General features: G+C 72.0%; 10 protein-coding genes. 5 read left to right on the top strand and 5 right to left on the bottom strand.

What is annotated here, in order from left to right; all coding sequences use genetic code 11:
• Positions 1-29: 29 nt before the first annotated feature.
• Together ACLQ2T_RS07830 and ACLQ2T_RS07825 are read right to left on the bottom strand one after the other, a co-directional pair.
• Positions 30-4,964 carry an SCO7613 C-terminal domain-containing membrane protein gene (locus ACLQ2T_RS07830; RefSeq protein ID WP_425765318.1) on the bottom strand — a complete coding sequence of 1,645 codons (4,935 nt, stop codon included), beginning with the start codon at positions 4,962-4,964 and terminating at the stop codon, positions 30-32.
• 396 nt (positions 4,965-5,360) lie between these two features.
• A complete protein-coding gene (locus ACLQ2T_RS07825) occupies positions 5,361-6,788 on the bottom strand; it encodes a UDP-glucose dehydrogenase family protein (RefSeq protein ID WP_425765317.1) in 1,428 nt (475 codons plus the stop codon).
• Between the two features lie 250 nt (positions 6,789-7,038).
• On the opposite strand from ACLQ2T_RS07825, the gene ACLQ2T_RS07820 reads away from it, so the two are divergent.
• Positions 7,039-8,202 (top strand): acyl-CoA dehydrogenase family protein, encoded by a 1,164-nt coding sequence (locus tag ACLQ2T_RS07820; RefSeq protein WP_425765316.1) that lies wholly within the window; start codon positions 7,039-7,041, stop codon positions 8,200-8,202.
• Positions 8,203-8,374: 172 nt separating this feature from the next.
• Here ACLQ2T_RS07820 and ACLQ2T_RS07815 read toward each other — a convergent pair whose 3' ends face one another.
• Complete coding sequence (locus tag ACLQ2T_RS07815) at positions 8,375-9,022, bottom strand: hypothetical protein (protein ID WP_425765315.1); 648 nt, start codon at positions 9,020-9,022, stop codon at positions 8,375-8,377.
• A gap of 23 nt (positions 9,023-9,045) precedes the next feature.
• Between ACLQ2T_RS07815 and ACLQ2T_RS07810 the strand changes: the two genes are divergently transcribed.
• Both ACLQ2T_RS07810 and ACLQ2T_RS07805 read left to right on the top strand, forming a co-directional pair.
• The gene (locus tag ACLQ2T_RS07810) at positions 9,046-9,561 is read left to right on the top strand and encodes an acyl-CoA thioesterase (RefSeq protein ID WP_425765314.1); all 516 of its coding nucleotides are present in this window, start codon (positions 9,046-9,048) and stop codon (positions 9,559-9,561) included.
• Between the two features lie 270 nt (positions 9,562-9,831).
• Positions 9,832-11,799 (top strand): acetoacetate--CoA ligase, encoded by a 1,968-nt coding sequence (locus ACLQ2T_RS07805; RefSeq protein ID WP_425765313.1) that lies wholly within the window; start codon positions 9,832-9,834, stop codon positions 11,797-11,799.
• Between the two features lie 154 nt (positions 11,800-11,953).
• On the opposite strand, the gene ACLQ2T_RS07800 is transcribed toward ACLQ2T_RS07805, so the two are convergent.
• Positions 11,954-12,643, bottom strand: coding sequence for a TIGR03089 family protein (locus ACLQ2T_RS07800; protein ID WP_425765312.1), 690 nt, complete (start codon positions 12,641-12,643; stop codon positions 11,954-11,956).
• Between the two features lie 151 nt (positions 12,644-12,794).
• Between ACLQ2T_RS07800 and ACLQ2T_RS07795 the strand changes: the two genes are divergently transcribed.
• On the top strand, positions 12,795-13,940 hold the full coding sequence (locus ACLQ2T_RS07795) for a glycosyltransferase family 4 protein (RefSeq protein WP_425765311.1): 1,146 nt from the start codon (positions 12,795-12,797) through the stop codon (positions 13,938-13,940).
• 49 nt (positions 13,941-13,989) lie between these two features.
• Positions 13,990-15,081 (top strand): mannose-1-phosphate guanylyltransferase, encoded by a 1,092-nt coding sequence (locus tag ACLQ2T_RS07790; RefSeq protein WP_425765310.1) that lies wholly within the window; start codon positions 13,990-13,992, stop codon positions 15,079-15,081.
• Here ACLQ2T_RS07790 and ACLQ2T_RS07785 read toward each other — a convergent pair.
• Positions 15,050-15,622, bottom strand: coding sequence for an NUDIX hydrolase (locus tag ACLQ2T_RS07785; protein ID WP_425765309.1), 573 nt, complete (start codon positions 15,620-15,622; stop codon positions 15,050-15,052). The genes ACLQ2T_RS07790 and ACLQ2T_RS07785 overlap by 32 nt on opposite strands.
• Positions 15,623-15,652: the final 30 nt, after the last annotated feature.

The raw sequence follows: 15,652 nt of genomic DNA, 5'->3' as shown, positions 1-15,652 counted from the left end.
AGTGCGACTGCGCCTCGAAGCGGGTGAGGTCATCGCATTCCCCGCAGGGCGGTCTGGAGGCGTTCCTGGGCGCGACGACGACGCTCGTTGCTGGCACCGAGGATCAGCAGCAGGAAGCCGACCGGGATCAACGCCAGCCACGGCCCGAGACTGAACAGGGCGTGCACCGCCGCGATGGCGGTCACCACCGCGCCCACGATCACCGGTGCCTGTTGCTGGCTCATCGACCCGAAGACCAGCACGGAGACCGCACCGAGCAGCAGCAGTACCTGGCGCAGGGTGCTCGAATCGGTCGCCAGCACGATCGCCAGGGTGGGTACGAAGGCGGCCACCAGCGCCGGGCCGTACGCCACCCAACTGCTCATGTCCGGTCGCTGCCGCAACTCCAGCACGCCGACCAGCAGGGCCAACGCGGCGAAGGGCAGGGTGTACGCCTCGGGCAGGGCCACCTCGGCGACCCGCATCAGGATCCACCAGGCGGTGATCTCGCAGATCACCACCGCCCAGAACAGGATTCGGCGTTCCACCGGTCGACGCCCCGGCCGCATGGCCGCGATGCCGAGCATCGCACCCCAGCCGGCCAACAGCGCGGCGATGTGCCGGGGCGAGTCGAAGGCCAGGGCCAGCGCGATCAGGGCGGCGGCATGGCCGCTCCATTCCACCGTCGCGGCCTCCACCCGTGCCTCGGGGCGACGCAGCCGGGGCAGCCGGGTGGCGAAGACCTGCAACGCGGCACCCACCGCGAGTACCCCGAAGGCGGACCACACCGCCGCGAGCCCGGCCACCAGACCCGCCGTGAGCACGAACAGTTGCGCCATCAGGGAGGCGAACAGCCAGCCGAGGATCCGGGCCCGGGAGGTGGTGCCGAACAGGGCCGCCACCACACCGACCCCGACGGCACCCCCGAGGCTGAGCAGGGTCAGGTCCCGGGTGGCGAGGCTGCCGGCCAGGCCCGCCCCGCCGGCCGCCAGGCCGATCAGGAAGACGAGTACCCGGGCCAGCCGCAACGAACGGGCCCGCTCCACGAGGGAGGGTGGTGGGGTCAGGGCCAGCCCCAGCATCGAGATGGTGAACACCACAAGTGCGGCACGGGTGCTCGTCGGCCAGCCGCTGCCCAAGGCGATCGGGGCGATCAACAGGGTGATCGCGGCACCGGGCAGCACCACCGGCACGGCCCGGGAACGCCGGCCCGCGCTGAAGCCGGTGGCCGCCAGCGTGGCCGTCACGGTCAGCAGCAGCGCGGTCAACACATGGGTCGGGTTGACCGCCGCCGCCGATGGGTCCAGCAACTCCGGAGGAGGGCCCTGCCAGACCCGACGGAGGGTACGGATCGGGTCCACCAGGGCGGCGACCAGCGCCGGAGCGATGGAGATCAGCGCCAGCAGGGTCGGCAGGGCGGCAGCGGCCAGGGCCCCCGCAGCCGGGCTGACCCGCCATCGACGGCGCAGACCGTCATCCGGGGGTCGTCGGATCGCCCCGTCGAGCAGCACCGTCCAGCGGCGGACCGGCTGCATCGGATCGGCGGGCGGATCGGTAGCCTCCCGGACCAGTTCGGCGAGCACCCCCAGCAGAGCGGCCGCAGCGGCGTAGACACCGACCGGCAGACCGAGGGGTACGGCCGCCAGCGCGGTGACCACCGCACCGCCGACCACCCCGGCGCTGGCCCAGGGCAGGTACTGCGGAACCTGCCAGCGAACTCCGGCGACCAGGGCCAGACCCAGGCTGGTGGCGGCCAGGCCGGCGGTGAGGATCGTCTGCGGGGCGTGCCCGAACTCGGCGGCCAACGCAGCCGTGGCACCTGGCAGGGCCAGCAGGGCCGCCCCCACGGCCGCGCCACCGATCTGCGCCAGATGCGGGGGCATCCCCTCGGTCCGGATGTCCTCGATCAGGGAGCCGGCCGTCGTACGGGCCAGCCCCGCCACCGCCACACCGATCACCACGATGCTGGTCAACGCCAGCGCCGTGGTCCAGGGACGGACCAGGCCGGCACCGGCGGCATGCAGGGCGACCACCCCGGCGACGGTGATCCTGGACAGGGCCGCCCGGGGCTCGATGGCGGGGACGGCGGCCATCGCGTACACGGCGGCGACCATGCCTCCGATCAGGACCGGTGACCACCAGGACAGGTCGAACGCGGCCGGGGCGCCGATGGTGGCGAGCACCACGGCCGCCCCGGACACGTCGTAGCGCCAGGGCGACGGCAGCAGGATGGCGGCGGCGAGCGCCAGCAGGGCCAGCGCGATCGGGCCCTGCCAGGTGGTGCCACCGGTCGGAGCGGCCGGCCATCCGCTGAGGTCGCCGTTCCAGATCGGCCCGGGGGTTGCCAGGACACCGACCCCACCGCGGAGGGCCATCCAGCCGGCCAGCAGGCCGATCAGCACCCCGCCGAGAGCCAGGCCGAGCACCGGACCGCGGCGCCACTGCTCCGGCATCGCCCGGGCGGCCACCGCGACGACCAGGACGAGCGCGGCGGCGACCGCCAGCTGGCCGCCGGGGGCGAGCACCGTGCCGATCCGCAGCAGGGTGGCGACCAGGGCCGCGGTCACCGCGGCGGCGGCCAGGTCGGAGCCGTCCATCGTCAGGTCGGAGCGTCGGCCCGCGTCGATCGACGGGGCCAGGAACAGCAGGACGGCGGAGACGAGCAGCAACGCGCTGACCCAGGCGTCGGCCACGGTGGCACCGGGTGCCCCGAATCCGGCCGCCGCGACCACCAGGGCGCCCAGGCCGGTGCCCACCGACAGGGGCACCGGAATATGCCGCTGGGACACCTGCACGATCGCGGTGTAGCCGAGGGTGACGCAGACGGCCAGGAAGCTGGCGGCCAGCACCGGTACGGTCGCCGCCTGGAGACTGGCCGGGGTCAGTGCCGGTTCGTCGGAGATCAGGGCGGCGACGAAGGCGGCCACCGCCCCGGGCAGGGCGAACGCCGCCCCGCCGGCCGCCCAGGCCGAGATCTCGTCGGCGGCGGCCGGTGCCAGCCTGATCCGGGGGGCCACCGCGATCAGCACCCCGGCCAGGACGAAGGTGAGCAGTACGGCGGCGGTCAGGGCGGGCCGGGCCAATGCCGCCCCGGCGCCGACCAGACCGACCCCGGCAGCCGCCACCGCGTGCGCCAGGGCGGCCCGACTCGTCCGGGCCGACAACCCGATCGCCCCGATGGCGATCGCGGTGAGCACCATCGGCCAGGGCGCCATCGCCCAGCTCAACCCGAAGGATGCGGGTACGGCCAGGGCGGTCAGCGCGGCACCGGTCACCGCGAACTCGCGGCGGATCTCCGGGGGCAGGGCCACCACGGCCGCCACGGTCAGCAGGAAGGCGCTGGTGGCCAGCTGCCAGGCGGCCGGTCCCACCGCGGCGGCCAACTCGGCCGGGTACCGGTCGAGGTCCGCCGCCCAGGCCGGCAAGGCGGCCTGCACGGGCGCGATCCCGGCGCGCAGGGCGCTCCCGGCGACCACCACTCCGCTGACGGTGAGCGCCACCGCGCTGGCCAGTTGTGGCCCGCGTCGGGCGGACTCCGGCACCGCCCGTACCACCAGGCCGGTGGCGGCGATGACGGCCGCGATCAGCAGCAGGGAACGGCCCGGCAGCGCCACCGAGGCGATCCGGCCGAGGGCGCCGATGACGGCCAGGGTGAACACCCCCGCGCCGATGTCGGGCAGCGGCGGACGCCGCAACAGCAGGGTGCCGACCAGACACACGGCGGCGGCCAGCAGCAGCACCAGACCGGCGCCGGTCGCGCCCGGCACGGTGTCCGTGCGTAGCAGGGCGGTCACCGCGTACCCGAGGGCCAGTACTACGGCTACACCGTGCAGGGCCCAGGTCAGCTCCCGCAGCCAGGGCACCGGCCGTACCGGTGAGGCGACCCGGGTGCCGGCGATGGGGTCGATCACCTCACCGGCTTCCTCCGGCGCACCCTCGGGGCGCCCGTCGGCCTGCCGCTGGCGGGGAGTGCCCGTCCGATCCGGTGCCGTCTCCGGCACCGGATCGACGACCGGCTGTTGCACGGTGATCGGGGACCGGGCCAACCAGAGGTCCAGTACGGCCACCACGGTCAACACCAGGGCCCAGCCGGCTGGGCCGCTGACCTGCTCGTACGCCAACAGCGGGACCACCGGCTGGGCGGCCAGCACGGCGGCGAAGCGGGGTGCGCGCAGCCGGGTCAGTCCGGCGTACCCGACGGAGACCGCGGCGGTAACCGCGAAGATCACCCCGGCGAAGATCGCCCCGGAGCCGTCGCCGCCGATCCGGTCCACCGCCCACAGGGCGTACCCGGCGAGCGGGACCAGCAGCAACCCCACTGCGGCGATGGTCTCCGCGGTGGAGGTCAACCCGCGCCGGGTCAGCACCGGCGGGGCCAGCAGCATGAGGACGGTGGCCAGCAGCAGGATGCCCAGGCGGGTCAGGGCGTCCATCGAGCTGGTCGCGAGCACGGCGAAGACCACCGCGGCCACACCGAGCAGCAGGGCACCCAGGCCCAGGGGGATGTTCTGGACCTCCCGCGAGGAGGCCTCCGGCGGGTGCTCCGGGTCATCGGCGTCCAGCCACACCGGAGTCGTCGGCGGCAGATCCTCCGTACCGCCGGAGGGGCCCTGCCGGGGCACCCGTGGCGGCGGACCGCCCCCGGTCGGCTTGCTGCGTACCGGTGGGACCGTGCCGGTGCCCGGCGACTTGTACGCCGGTCGACGGCGCAGCACCCGACGCGGGCGGTTGGTCTGTTTGACCCGGCCGTCACCTACGTTGCCGGCGTGGGCCAGGGTGTCCCGCTGGAAGATCGCGGCCTGCATCTTGGAGGCCAGTTGCCGTTGTTCGCTGGCGATGGCGGCCTCACGGGCCTTCATCTCCGCGATGGACCGCTCGATCTCCGCCAGATGCTCGGCCCACTGTGGCTGGTGGGCACCACAGCGCGGGCAGCGGACCGCCGGCTTGATCTCCTGGCCGCACGAGGAGCACTGAAAGGTCGCCACGACACCCCTCCACCCACACTGTGGATTCCCACTGTCGCAGCATGCCCAATGCTCGCCCGGAATTCGACACTTGTCGGCGGGTCACCCCCACGCCCGCCCCCGAACCGCCCTCCCGGCAAGGCACCCCCACCAGCCCAGAGCGCCCCACAACCGCCACCCCACACCTCTGACCAGAGGGCGTAAAAAGTCAGGCTTCCGAGCCCACCCGAGCTGCCCACCCACACGCTGACCCAGAGGGCGTGGAGTAAGGCTTTCCACGGGCGCCCACCCGAGCTACCCAACCCACCCCTGACCTAGGGGGCCGTGGAAGTCAGGTTTTCCGGGGGAGACCACCCGCGCAGGGATCAAGCCTGACCGCCCGGAGCGGGTGGGCTCCCCCGGAAAACCGAAACCCGGTCAGGGCCGGCCCAAACCCCGGTACTCCCAGCCAGCCTGGGTCCACAGTGCCGAGTCCAGGCAGTTGCGGGCGTCGACCACCCGCCGCCCGGCGACCAGTTCACCCAGGGCATTCGGGTCGGCGTTGCGGAAGTCCGCCCACTCGGTGAGCACACAGATCAGATCGGCGTCGGTCACCGCCTCGGCCATGCCGGCTTCGTAGGTCAGCTCCGGTGCGGCCCGGCGGGCGTTGTCGATGCCCTGGGGGTCGTACACGTGGACGTCGGCGCCGGCCTTGTGCAGCAGCGCGGCGACGGCGAGGGCCGGCGCGTCGCGTACGTCGTCGGTGTTGGGTTTGAAGGTCGCGCCGAGCACGGCGATGCGGGTGCCGGACAGGTCGGGGCCGGCGGGGCCGTAGCGGCGGCCGAGCAGTTCGGCGGCGAGGTGCAGCACCCGGGTACGGCGGCGCAGGTTGATCAGGTCGACCTCGTGCAGGAAGCGCAGTGCCTCGCCGGCACCGAGTTCCTGGGCGCGGGCCTGGAAGGCGCGGATGTCCTTGGGCAGGCAGGCGCCACCGAAGCCGAGGCCGGCCTGGAGGAACCGGTTGCCGATGCGAGGGTCGTACCCGATGGCCCGGGCCAGTTGGGTGACGTCGCCGCCGGCCACCTCGCAGACCTCGGCCATCGCGTTGATGAAGGAGATCTTGGTGGCCAGGAAGGCGTTGGCGGCGACCTTGACCAGCTCGGCGGTGGCGAAGTCGGTGACCACCAGGGGGACCTCGCGGTCCTCCGTGGCGGCCAGGTCGAACACCCCCTTGTGTGCCGCGTAGAGCATGCTGTTGGCCCACTCGCTCTTGACGCCCACCACGATCCGGTTCGGCCGCAGCACGTCGTCGACCGCGAAGCCCTCCTGGAGGAACTCCGGGCTCCAGGCGACCTCGATCCCCAGGTCGGCGGGGGCGTGCTTGTCGACCAGCTGCTCCACCCAGTCGGCGGTGCCCACCGGGACGGTGGACTTGCCGACGATCAACGCCTTGCGGGTCAGGTGCCGGGCGAGGTTGGTCACCGACGCCTCGACGTACGACAGGTCGGCGCCCATGCCGTCGGCGCGCTGGGGGGTGCCCACGCAGATGAAGTGCACGTCACCGAAGTCGGCGGTCTCGGCGATGTCCGTGCTGAACCGCAGGCGTCCGGCGGCCAGGTTGCGTCGCAGCAGCTCGTCCAGGCCGGGTTCGTGGATCGGCACCTCGCCGGCGTTCAGCTTGGCGATCTTGTCCGGGTCGACGTCGTACCCGAGTACCTCGTAGCCGAGTTCCGCGTAGCAGATGGCGTACGTCGCACCGAGATAACCGGTGCCCAGGAAGGTCACCCGAGGGCGGGGAGCACCCGAGGGGGGCGTCACCGCGGCGAAGGCGGGCATCGGCTGGGTGGTCGGGTACGGGATGGTCACGCCTGTCTCTCCGCTCGCACTGGCGGCGCGCAATCGCGTCGCGTTCCGCAGCGGCGCCTGGCCCGGCACCGGAGGGCATTTCCTGTGGTTCTGTCATCCATCATCGCCGAGCGGCGTCGTGCTTCGGGAAGACCAAGTCTACGCGCCGGTAACATCGGCTGAGCTGTAGTCGCTATCCTTCAGTCTGCGCGGTGGGCGTCCCTGTGACGCTACAGACAGCGCATGATAGCCGTGAAGGGGAGGGGCCGACATGGCCGCAGATCAGTCGTTTGACGCGTATCGGTTGCCCGAGGAGCATGAGGCGATCCGGGAGGCGGTCCGTGAGGTCTGTGCGGCGAAGGTGGCACCGCACGCCGCCGAGGCGGACGAGACCGGAGAATTCCCGAAGGCGTCGTACGACGCCCTGCGCGCGGCAGACTTCCACGCCCCGCACATCCCGGTCGAATACGGCGGCGCCGGAGCGGACGCCCTGGCCACCGCCATCGTGATCGAGGAGGTGGCGCGGGCCTGCGCCTCGTCCTCCCTCATCCCGGCGGTGAACAAGCTGGGCACCATGCCGCTGCTGCTGGCCGGTTCGGAGGAGTTGAAGCGCCGGTACCTGACCCCGGTCGCGGCCGGCGAGGCGATGTTCTCGTACTGCCTGTCCGAGCCGGAGGCCGGCAGCGACGCGGTGTCGATGACCACCCGGGCGGTCCGTGACGGTGATCACTGGGTACTCAACGGCGTGAAGCGGTGGATCACCAACGCCGGTGTCTCCGAGTTCTACACCGTCTTCGCGGTCACCGACCCGGGCGCCCGCTCCCGGGGCATCTCCGCCTTCGTGGTCGAGAAGTCCGATCCGGGGGTCAGCTTCGGTGCTCCGGAGAAGAAGCTCGGCATCAAGGGCTCCCCGACCCGCGAGGTCTACCTGGACAACGTGCGGATCCCGGCGGACCGGATGATCGGTGCCGAGGGCACCGGTTTCGCCACCGCGATGCAGACCCTGGACCACACCCGGGTGACCATCGCCGCTCAGGCCGTCGGCATCGCCCAGGGCGCGCTCGACTACGCCAAGGGGTACGTGGCCGAGCGCAAGCAGTTCGGCAAGGCGGTCGCGGAGTTCCAGGGTGTGCAGTTCATGCTCGCCGACATGGGCATGAAGCTGGAGGCCGCCCGGCAGCTCACGTACGCCGCCGCCGGCCGCTCCGAGCGCGGCGACGCCGACCTGACCTACTTCGGCGCGGCGGCCAAGTGCTTCGCCTCGGACGCCGCCATGGAGATCACCACCGACGCGGTACAGCTGCTCGGCGGCTACGGCTACACCCGGGACTACCCGGTCGAGCGGATGATGCGCGACGCCAAGATCACCCAGATCTACGAAGGCACCAACCAGGTCCAGCGCATCGTAATGGCCCGCCAACTCCTCAAGTCCTAACCCCAACCCCTCCCGCCTCCCACCCCGGCCCGGCCTCCGCCGGCCGGGGTGGCCCCGTTACCCCCCGGGTCTACCCCCGGCCACCCTCGTTGATCATGAGGTTGGCGGCACTCAGGAGATCGACATCTGCCGCTAACCTCATGATCAACCCGAGTGGGGTGGGGTGGGGGTGTTAGTGGGGGGTGTTGTCCTGGCGGGGGAGGTTGCCGGGTGGGGCTGACCAGGGGGAGGTGTGGCCGGTACGGCGGGGCAGTGGCTCGGTCGGGGTGGGGTCCGGGTAGCCGAGGCTGAGGGGGGTGGTGTCCTGGTCGTTCGGCTCGACCGACGGCCAGTCGGTCTGGGTCTGCTCAGGGGCTGGGGGTGGGGCCGAGGTCGGCATCGGTGCGGCGGTCGGCTGCGGCCAGCGGCGCCAGCGTTGCCCGCTGAAGGTCGCCATCAGCAGCAGCATGCCGATCAGGAACAGGGTGCCGTTCTCCACCGGTAGCCGCAGCGGCAGTGGGTCGCCGAGGAACTCCCAGTCCGCCGGGATGCGGTCCCGCACCCGGAACGGCGTGACGAACATCCCGATGTACGGGGTGACCAGCAGCAGCCCGGCCACCAGCGGGCCGAGCGGTGAGAAGCGCAACGTGCCGAGCAGGCCCAGCACGATGCCGCCGACGGCCAGGTAGACGGCCGGCTCGATGAGATTGGCCGTGTTGGCGGTGCCGATCTCCACCCACCGGTTCACGGTCCCGGCCGACCCGTCCTGTCCGAGAGTGACCAACACCCAGGTGACCGGCGCCACCACCAGACCGGCGAGGAAGCTCCACAGATGTCGCATCCGCGCACCGTACCGTTTTCGACATGACCGAGCACCCCTCCGCCATGCCAGGTAAACCGACGTCGTACTCCCGGGTCACGCTCAGTCGGATCATGACCGCGATCGACGTGAACCTCTACGGAACCGTGCACGGCGGCGTGCTGATGAAGTTCGTCGACGACGTGGCCGGCGCGGCGGCGGCCCGGCACAGCGGCGGTACGGCGGTCACCGCCGCCATCGACGAGATCGTCTTCTCCGAGGCGGTCCGGGTGGGTGACCTGGTGCACGCGTACGCCCAGGTGAACTGGACCGGGCAGACCTCGATGGAGATCGGCGTACGGGTGATGGCCGAGCGCTGGGACTCGGCCGAGCAGGAGCCGGTTCGGGTGGCCACCGCGTACCTCGTCTTCGTCGGCGTCGAGGTCGGCGGAGCGCCACGGCCGGTGCGACCGGTGCTGCCGGAGACCCCGGAGGATCAACGGCGTTGGCGGGAGGCGGAGATCCGCCGGGAGCACCGACTGGCCCGCCGCCGCGCCATTCAGGCCCACCGCGCCGGGTGAGGCCATGCCTCCCGTGAGGCCACCGCGCCGGTGAGCCCTTCGCCGGGTGAGCCCTCAGCCCGGTGGGGCCTCGGCCGAGTGTGTCCTCGGCCCGGTGAGCCCGGGTGAGCGTCCTCGGCCCGGCTGCGTCCCACCCGAGCGGGGCCGCTCGTGTGGTGCGGGCACATGCGTTCGGCGGGCCCGGCTGCGGAGAATGGCGCTTGCGGGTAGGGCAAGATGGCGCCACGGCCCACCGCACAGCGCCGTGCCGGGCCAGGGGAGGAGTGAGCAGTGACTGACGTGCTGTGGACGCCGCCGGCGGACGTGCTTCAACGGTCACGCATCGGGGCGTACCTGCGCTGGCTGGCCGAGCACCGTGGGTTGGAGTTCGCCGACTACGAGGCACTCTGGCAGTGGTCGGTGACCGATCTGGACGCCTTCTGGCGCTCGATCTGGGACCACTTCGAGGTCATCGCACACACCCCGCCGACGGCCACCCTGTCCGGGCGGGAGATGCCCGGCACCCGCTGGTTCCCCGGCGCCACCCTCAACTACGCCCAGAACGTGCTGCGGATGCCCGGTCGGGCCGACGACGACCCGATCGTGCTCGCGCACGGGCAGACCCGGGACCCCGAGGTGCTGACCGCCGGGCAGCTGCGCGACCAGGTCCGCCGGGTGGCCGCCGGGCTGCGCCGCCTCGGCGTCACCACCGGTGACCGGGTGGCGGCGTACGCGCCGAACATCCCCGAGACGTACGTGCTGATGTTGGCCACCGCGGGCCTGGGGGCGATCTTCTCCTCGTGCGCCCCGGAGTTCGGTACCCGCAGCGTCACCGACCGCTGGCAGCAGATCGAACCCAAGGTGCTGGTGGCGGTGGACGGCTACCGCTACGGCGACAAGCCGGTGGACCGGTCGGCGGAGGTGGCCGCGATCCGGGCGGCGCTGCCGTCGCTGCGGCACACCGTCGGCATCTCCTACCTGGACCCGGCGGCGCCCCCGCCGGACGACGCCCTGCCCTGGGCCGAGTTGGCGGCGGCGACCGACGAGCCGTTGACCTTCACACCGGTGCCCTTCGACCATCCGCTGTACGTGCTCTACTCCTCCGGCACCACCGGCCTGCCCAAGCCGATCGTGCACGGGCATGGCGGCATCCTGCTCGAACACCTGAAGATGCTCGCCCTGCACCACGACCTGGGTCCGGCCGACCGGTTCTTCTGGTTCACCACCACCGGCTGGATGATGTGGAACTTCCTGGTCTCCGGGCCGGCGGTGGGCGCGGCGATCGTGCTGTTCGACGGCAACCCGGGCCACCCCGACCTGGGCGCCCTGTGGCGGCTGGCGCAGGAGTCCGGCACCACCTACTTCGGCACCTCCGCGCCGTTCCTGCTGGCCTGCCGCAAGGCCGGTCTGGTGCCCCGCGAGATCGCCGACCTGTCCGCGCTGCGCGGGGTCGGCTCCACCGGTGCGCCACTGCCCGCCGAGGGCTTCACCTGGGTGTACGACACCGTCGGCAGTGACCTGCAACTCCAGTCACTGTCCGGGGGTACGGACGTGTGCACCGGCTTCGTCGGCGGGGTGCCGCTGCTGCCGGTGTACGCCGGTGAGATCACCTGCCGGGCCCTGGGTGCCAAGGTCGAGGCCCGCTCGGCCGACGGCACCCCGGTGCTCGGGGAACTCGGCGAGTTGGTGATCACCGAGCCGATGCCGAGCATGCCGGTGGGCTTCTGGAACGACCCGGAGGGGGTCCGCTACCGGGAGGCGTACTTCGACGTGTACCCGGGCGTGTGGCGGCACGGCGACTGGATCACCGTCAACTCGCGCGGTGGTTGTGTGATCACCGGCCGCTCGGACGCCACCCTGAACCGGGGCGGCGTACGGCTGGGCACCGCCGAGTTCTACTCAGTGGTGGAGGCCCTGGACGAGGTCGTCGACTCGGTGGTGGTGCATCTGGAGGACGACGAGGGCGGCGCCGGTGAACTGCTGCTGTTCGTCGTACTCGCCGACGGGTTGACCCTGGACGACGAGTTGCGCAAGAAGATCTGCCGGGAGCTGCGTACCGCCCTGTCCCCCCGGCACGTCCCCGACGAGATCCACCAGGTCCGCGCCGTTCCCCGCACCCTGTCGGCCAAGAAGCTCGAAGTCCCGGTCAAGAAGATCCTCACCGGCACCCCGGTAGACCAGGCCGCCGCCAAGGGCGCCCTGGCCAACCCCGAGTCCCTCACCGCCTTCGCCACCCTCGCCCACCACCGCACCCCCTAACCCCACCCCCGCGCTCCCTAGCCCTCGCCCCCGCCGCCCGCGATCTTGCACTTTCTGTCCCCGCAAAAGGGATCTACCGCCCATATCGGCGACCAAAACTGCAAGATCGCGGGGGCGAGAGGGGCGAGGGAGGGTGGGGGTGGGTGGGGGTGGGTTAGGGGAGGGTGTGGGTGGTGTGTTCGGTGGATTGGCGGGTGGGGAGGAGGGTGGGGTCGGGTTGGGCGCAGAGGACGAGGGTGGCGTTGGCGGTCAGGGGGGCCAGTAGCCAGTCCAGGGGGTCCGGGTAGCGGTCCACGTCGATCAGGACCCGGTCGGCCGGGGAGATGCCCAGCTCGGCGGCGCGCGCCGTCGCCCGGTCGATGAGCGCGGTGTGCGCCGGGCCACCCGGGGGGTACGCCCCGAAGTGGTCGCCGTGCACCCGTACCTCGGTCACGTAGTCGGCGAAGCCGGCCGGCACCTCCCGCAGCGGCAGGGCGAACGGATGCAACCCCAGGGCGTACCGGTCGCCGGCCGACCAGGCTTCCGCCTCGACGATCCGGTCGGTGGCGGCGAAGAGTACGTCCGCCTCACCCGGCTGTTCCGCCACGGTCAGTCCGGCAGCCCAGCAACCCAGAAGTACGGCGGCGGTCTGCCAGTGCGGCGGAAGCAGTACGGCGGCGGTGTCACCGGGCCCCAGTCCCACCTCGTCGGTGAGGAGGTTGGCCGTCTTGGCCACCCAGTTCGCCAGGGTCGCGCCGGACAGTTCGGTGCGCTCACCGCTGGCGTCGTCGTACCAGGTCAGCAGGGGTCGATTCGGGTCGGTCGCGATCGCGTCGGCGAACACCCGGGCAATGTTGTCGGCCATCGGGGCGAACGATACGCGGCCGGCGACCGCACCCGATGGCAGCGACAAGTCGACGAACGGTCGGGTCGCAGTCAACGCCCACACCCGGCTCCGGCGTAGGCTTGCCGGAAGTGTTGTTTCCCACAGTCCCGCCATCGCAAGGAGTCGCCCCGTGACCGCCGGCCGCCCGCCCCGCGTGCTCATCGACGCCACGAGTGTCCCCGCCGACCGTGGTGGCGTCGGTAGATACGTCGATGGCCTGCTCGGCGCCCTCGGCAAGGTGTGCGGGTCGGCGGTGGACCTGGTCGTCGTCAGCCTCCGCACCGACCTGGAGCGCTATCGCCGGATGCTGCCCGGCGCCGAGATCGTTCCGGCCCCCGCGGCCGTCGCGCACCGTCCCGCGCGGCTGGCCTGGGAGCAGACCGGCCTGCCGATGCTCGCTCAGCAGGTCGGCGCGGAGGTGCTGCACTCGCCCTTCTACACCTGCCCGTTGCGGGCCGGTTGTCCCGTCACGGTCACTGTGCACGACGCGACCTTCTTCACCGAGCCGGAGCACTACGACAAGTCCCGCCGGACCTTCTTCCGTAGTGCGATCAAGACCTCGCTGCGCCGCGCCGACCGGGTGATCGTGCCGAGCAAGGCCACCCGGGACGAGTTGATCCGGCTGCTGGACGCCGACCCGACCCGCATCGACGTGGCGTACCACGGTGTCGACCAGTCGGCCTTCCACGCCCCCGGCGACGAGGAGAAGGCCCGGGTGCGCGCCCGCCTCGGCCTCGGCAGCAGCAGCTATGTCGCCTTCCTGGGAGCCAAGGAGCCGCGCAAGAACGTACCGAACCTGATCCGGGGCTGGGCCCGGGCGGTGGCCGACCGGCAGGATCCGCCCGCCCTGGTGGTGGCCGGCGGACAGGGACACGACGACGACATCGACCGGGCGGTGGCCGAGGTGCCCTCGCACCTGCGGCTGCTGCGCCCCGGCTATCTGCGCTACGCCGACCTGCCCGGCTTCCTCGGTGGCGCCCTGGTCGCCGCCTACCCGTCGTACGGTGAGGGTTTCGGGTTGCCGATCCTGGAGGCCATGGCCTGCGCCGCCCCGGTGCTGACCACGCCCCGGCTGTCGCTGCCCGAGGTCGGTGGCGACGCGGTGGCCTACACCAGCGAGGACCCGGACCAGATCGCCGTCGACCTGGCGGCTCTGCTCGACGACGAGCCGCGTCGGCTGTCGCTGGCCAAGGCCGGCTTCGACCGGGCGAAGGAGTTCACCTGGGAGTCCAGCGCCGAGGTGCACATCGCCGCCTGGTCCCGGGCCCGGTCCTGAGGTCGGCAACCCCGACGCCCACTGCGGGCGGTTCGGGCATGATGTCCTGGTGATCTATGTCGTCATTCCGGCGGGTGGCAGCGGCACAAGGTTGTGGCCGCTGTCCCGGGCCGGCCATCCCAAGTTTCTCCACCCGTTCACCGGTACGTCCGCCTCGCTGCTCCAGGCGACGGTGCAGCGGGCCGCGCCGCTGGCCACCCCGGAACGGACCATGGTGGTCACCGGCGCGGCCCACGCTGCGGCCGTGGCCCGCCAGCTGACCGGTCTGCCGGAGGAGAACATCCTGGTCGAGCCCTCGCCCCGGGACTCCTGCGCGGCCATCGCGTTGGCTGCGGCGGTGATCGCCGTACGGGATCCGGACGCGGTGATGGGCTCCTTCGCCGCCGATCATCTGATCGGTGACCCGCAGAGCTGGGTGCAGACCGTCGAGGCGGCGATCCGCGGCGCCGAGCAGGGGCTGCTGATGACGGTCGGGATCACCCCGACCCGGCCGGAGACCGGTTACGGCTACCTGCAAACCGGCGAACCGGTGGGTGAGGGTCCGATGCGGCCGGTCACCGAGTTCAAGGAGAAGCCGAACGCCGAGGTGGCCGAGGCGTACCTGCGCTCCGGTCGGTACCTGTGGAACGCCGGCATGTTCGTCTGGCGGGTGTCGGCTTTCCTCGCCGAACTGGCTCGCCAGCAGCCCGCCCTGCACGCCGGGGTGACAAGCATCGCGGCGGCCTGGGGCAGTGAGCAGCAGGACGAGGTACTCGGTGCGATCTGGCCGACCTTGCCGAAGATCTCCGTCGACTATGCGGTGATGGAGGGCGCGGCCGGCGCGGGTCGGGTGGCGACCGTACCGGGTGACTTCCGGTGGAACGACGTGGGCGACTTCCACACCCTCGGCGAGGTGCTGCCGGCCGATGCCGACGGCAATGTGGTGTTCGGGATGGACGACAAGGCCGAGGTGCTGCTGCGCGACAGCAGCGGCATGGTGGTGGTGCCGCAGTCCGGCCGGCTGGTGGCCGGCATCGGGTTGCGCGACCTCATCGTGGTCGACACCGCCGACGCCCTGCTCGTCTGTCCGCGTGACCGGGCCCAGGACGTCAAGGCGATCGTGGACGAACTCAAGGAGCGGGGCGAGGAGAAGCTCGTCTGAACGCGGCCCGGCCCGGTTCGACCAGCCGGGCCGTCCCGCCGGCCAGCGGATCGGGAAGCTGGTCCGGCGGGAACCAGCCGAGGGCCTCGGACTCCGCGCTGACCTGCGCCACCGCCCCCGGCGGGGCGAAGACGGCGAAGCGTACGTCGTGGTGCAGTGATCCACCCTGGCAGTTGACCTCGTGCACGTCCACGTCGATCGGCACCGGGTCCATCCACAGTCCGGTGATTCCGGACTCCTCGGTGGCCTCCCGCAACGCGGCACCGGCCAGGGTCCGGTCGCCCGGCTCGCAGTGCCCGCCGAGCTGCACCCACATGCTCAGCTTGCCGTGCAGGCAGAGCAGCACCTCGGTACCGGTCGAGTCGAAGACCAGGGCGCTGGCGGTGAGGTGACCGGCCTTGTGCGTCCGCTGTATCGCGACCGGCCCAACCCTCAGCAATTCCAGGGTCAGCTCCCGAGCTTCCGACGCCTCCGCCGAAGTCGGCTCCCACCCACCGAGCACGGCCAAAGCATCCCCATGCAACGCCCCCCACCCATCCACACCCCCACCCTAGACAACCCATCGACCCAC

This window comes from Micromonospora sp. DT229, from assembly GCF_049844505.1.
Lineage (GTDB): Bacteria > Actinomycetota > Actinomycetes > Mycobacteriales > Micromonosporaceae > Micromonospora.
Note: the sequence above shows the minus strand (reverse complement) of the source record. Positions and strands in the feature narration are given on the sequence as shown.

Excerpts from the sequence above, each read along its gene's own strand:
- ACLQ2T_RS07810 (WP_425765314.1), top strand. The coding sequence starts at position 9,046 with ATGACCGAGCACCCCTCCGCCATGCCAGGTAAACCGACGTCGTACTCC.
- ACLQ2T_RS07820 (WP_425765316.1), top strand. The coding sequence starts at position 7,039 with ATGGCCGCAGATCAGTCGTTTGACGCGTATCGGTTGCCCGAGGAGCAT.
- ACLQ2T_RS07800 (WP_425765312.1), bottom strand. The coding sequence starts at position 12,643 with ATGGCCGACAACATTGCCCGGGTGTTCGCCGACGCGATCGCGACCGAC.
- ACLQ2T_RS07815 (WP_425765315.1), bottom strand. The coding sequence starts at position 9,022 with ATGCGACATCTGTGGAGCTTCCTCGCCGGTCTGGTGGTGGCGCCGGTC.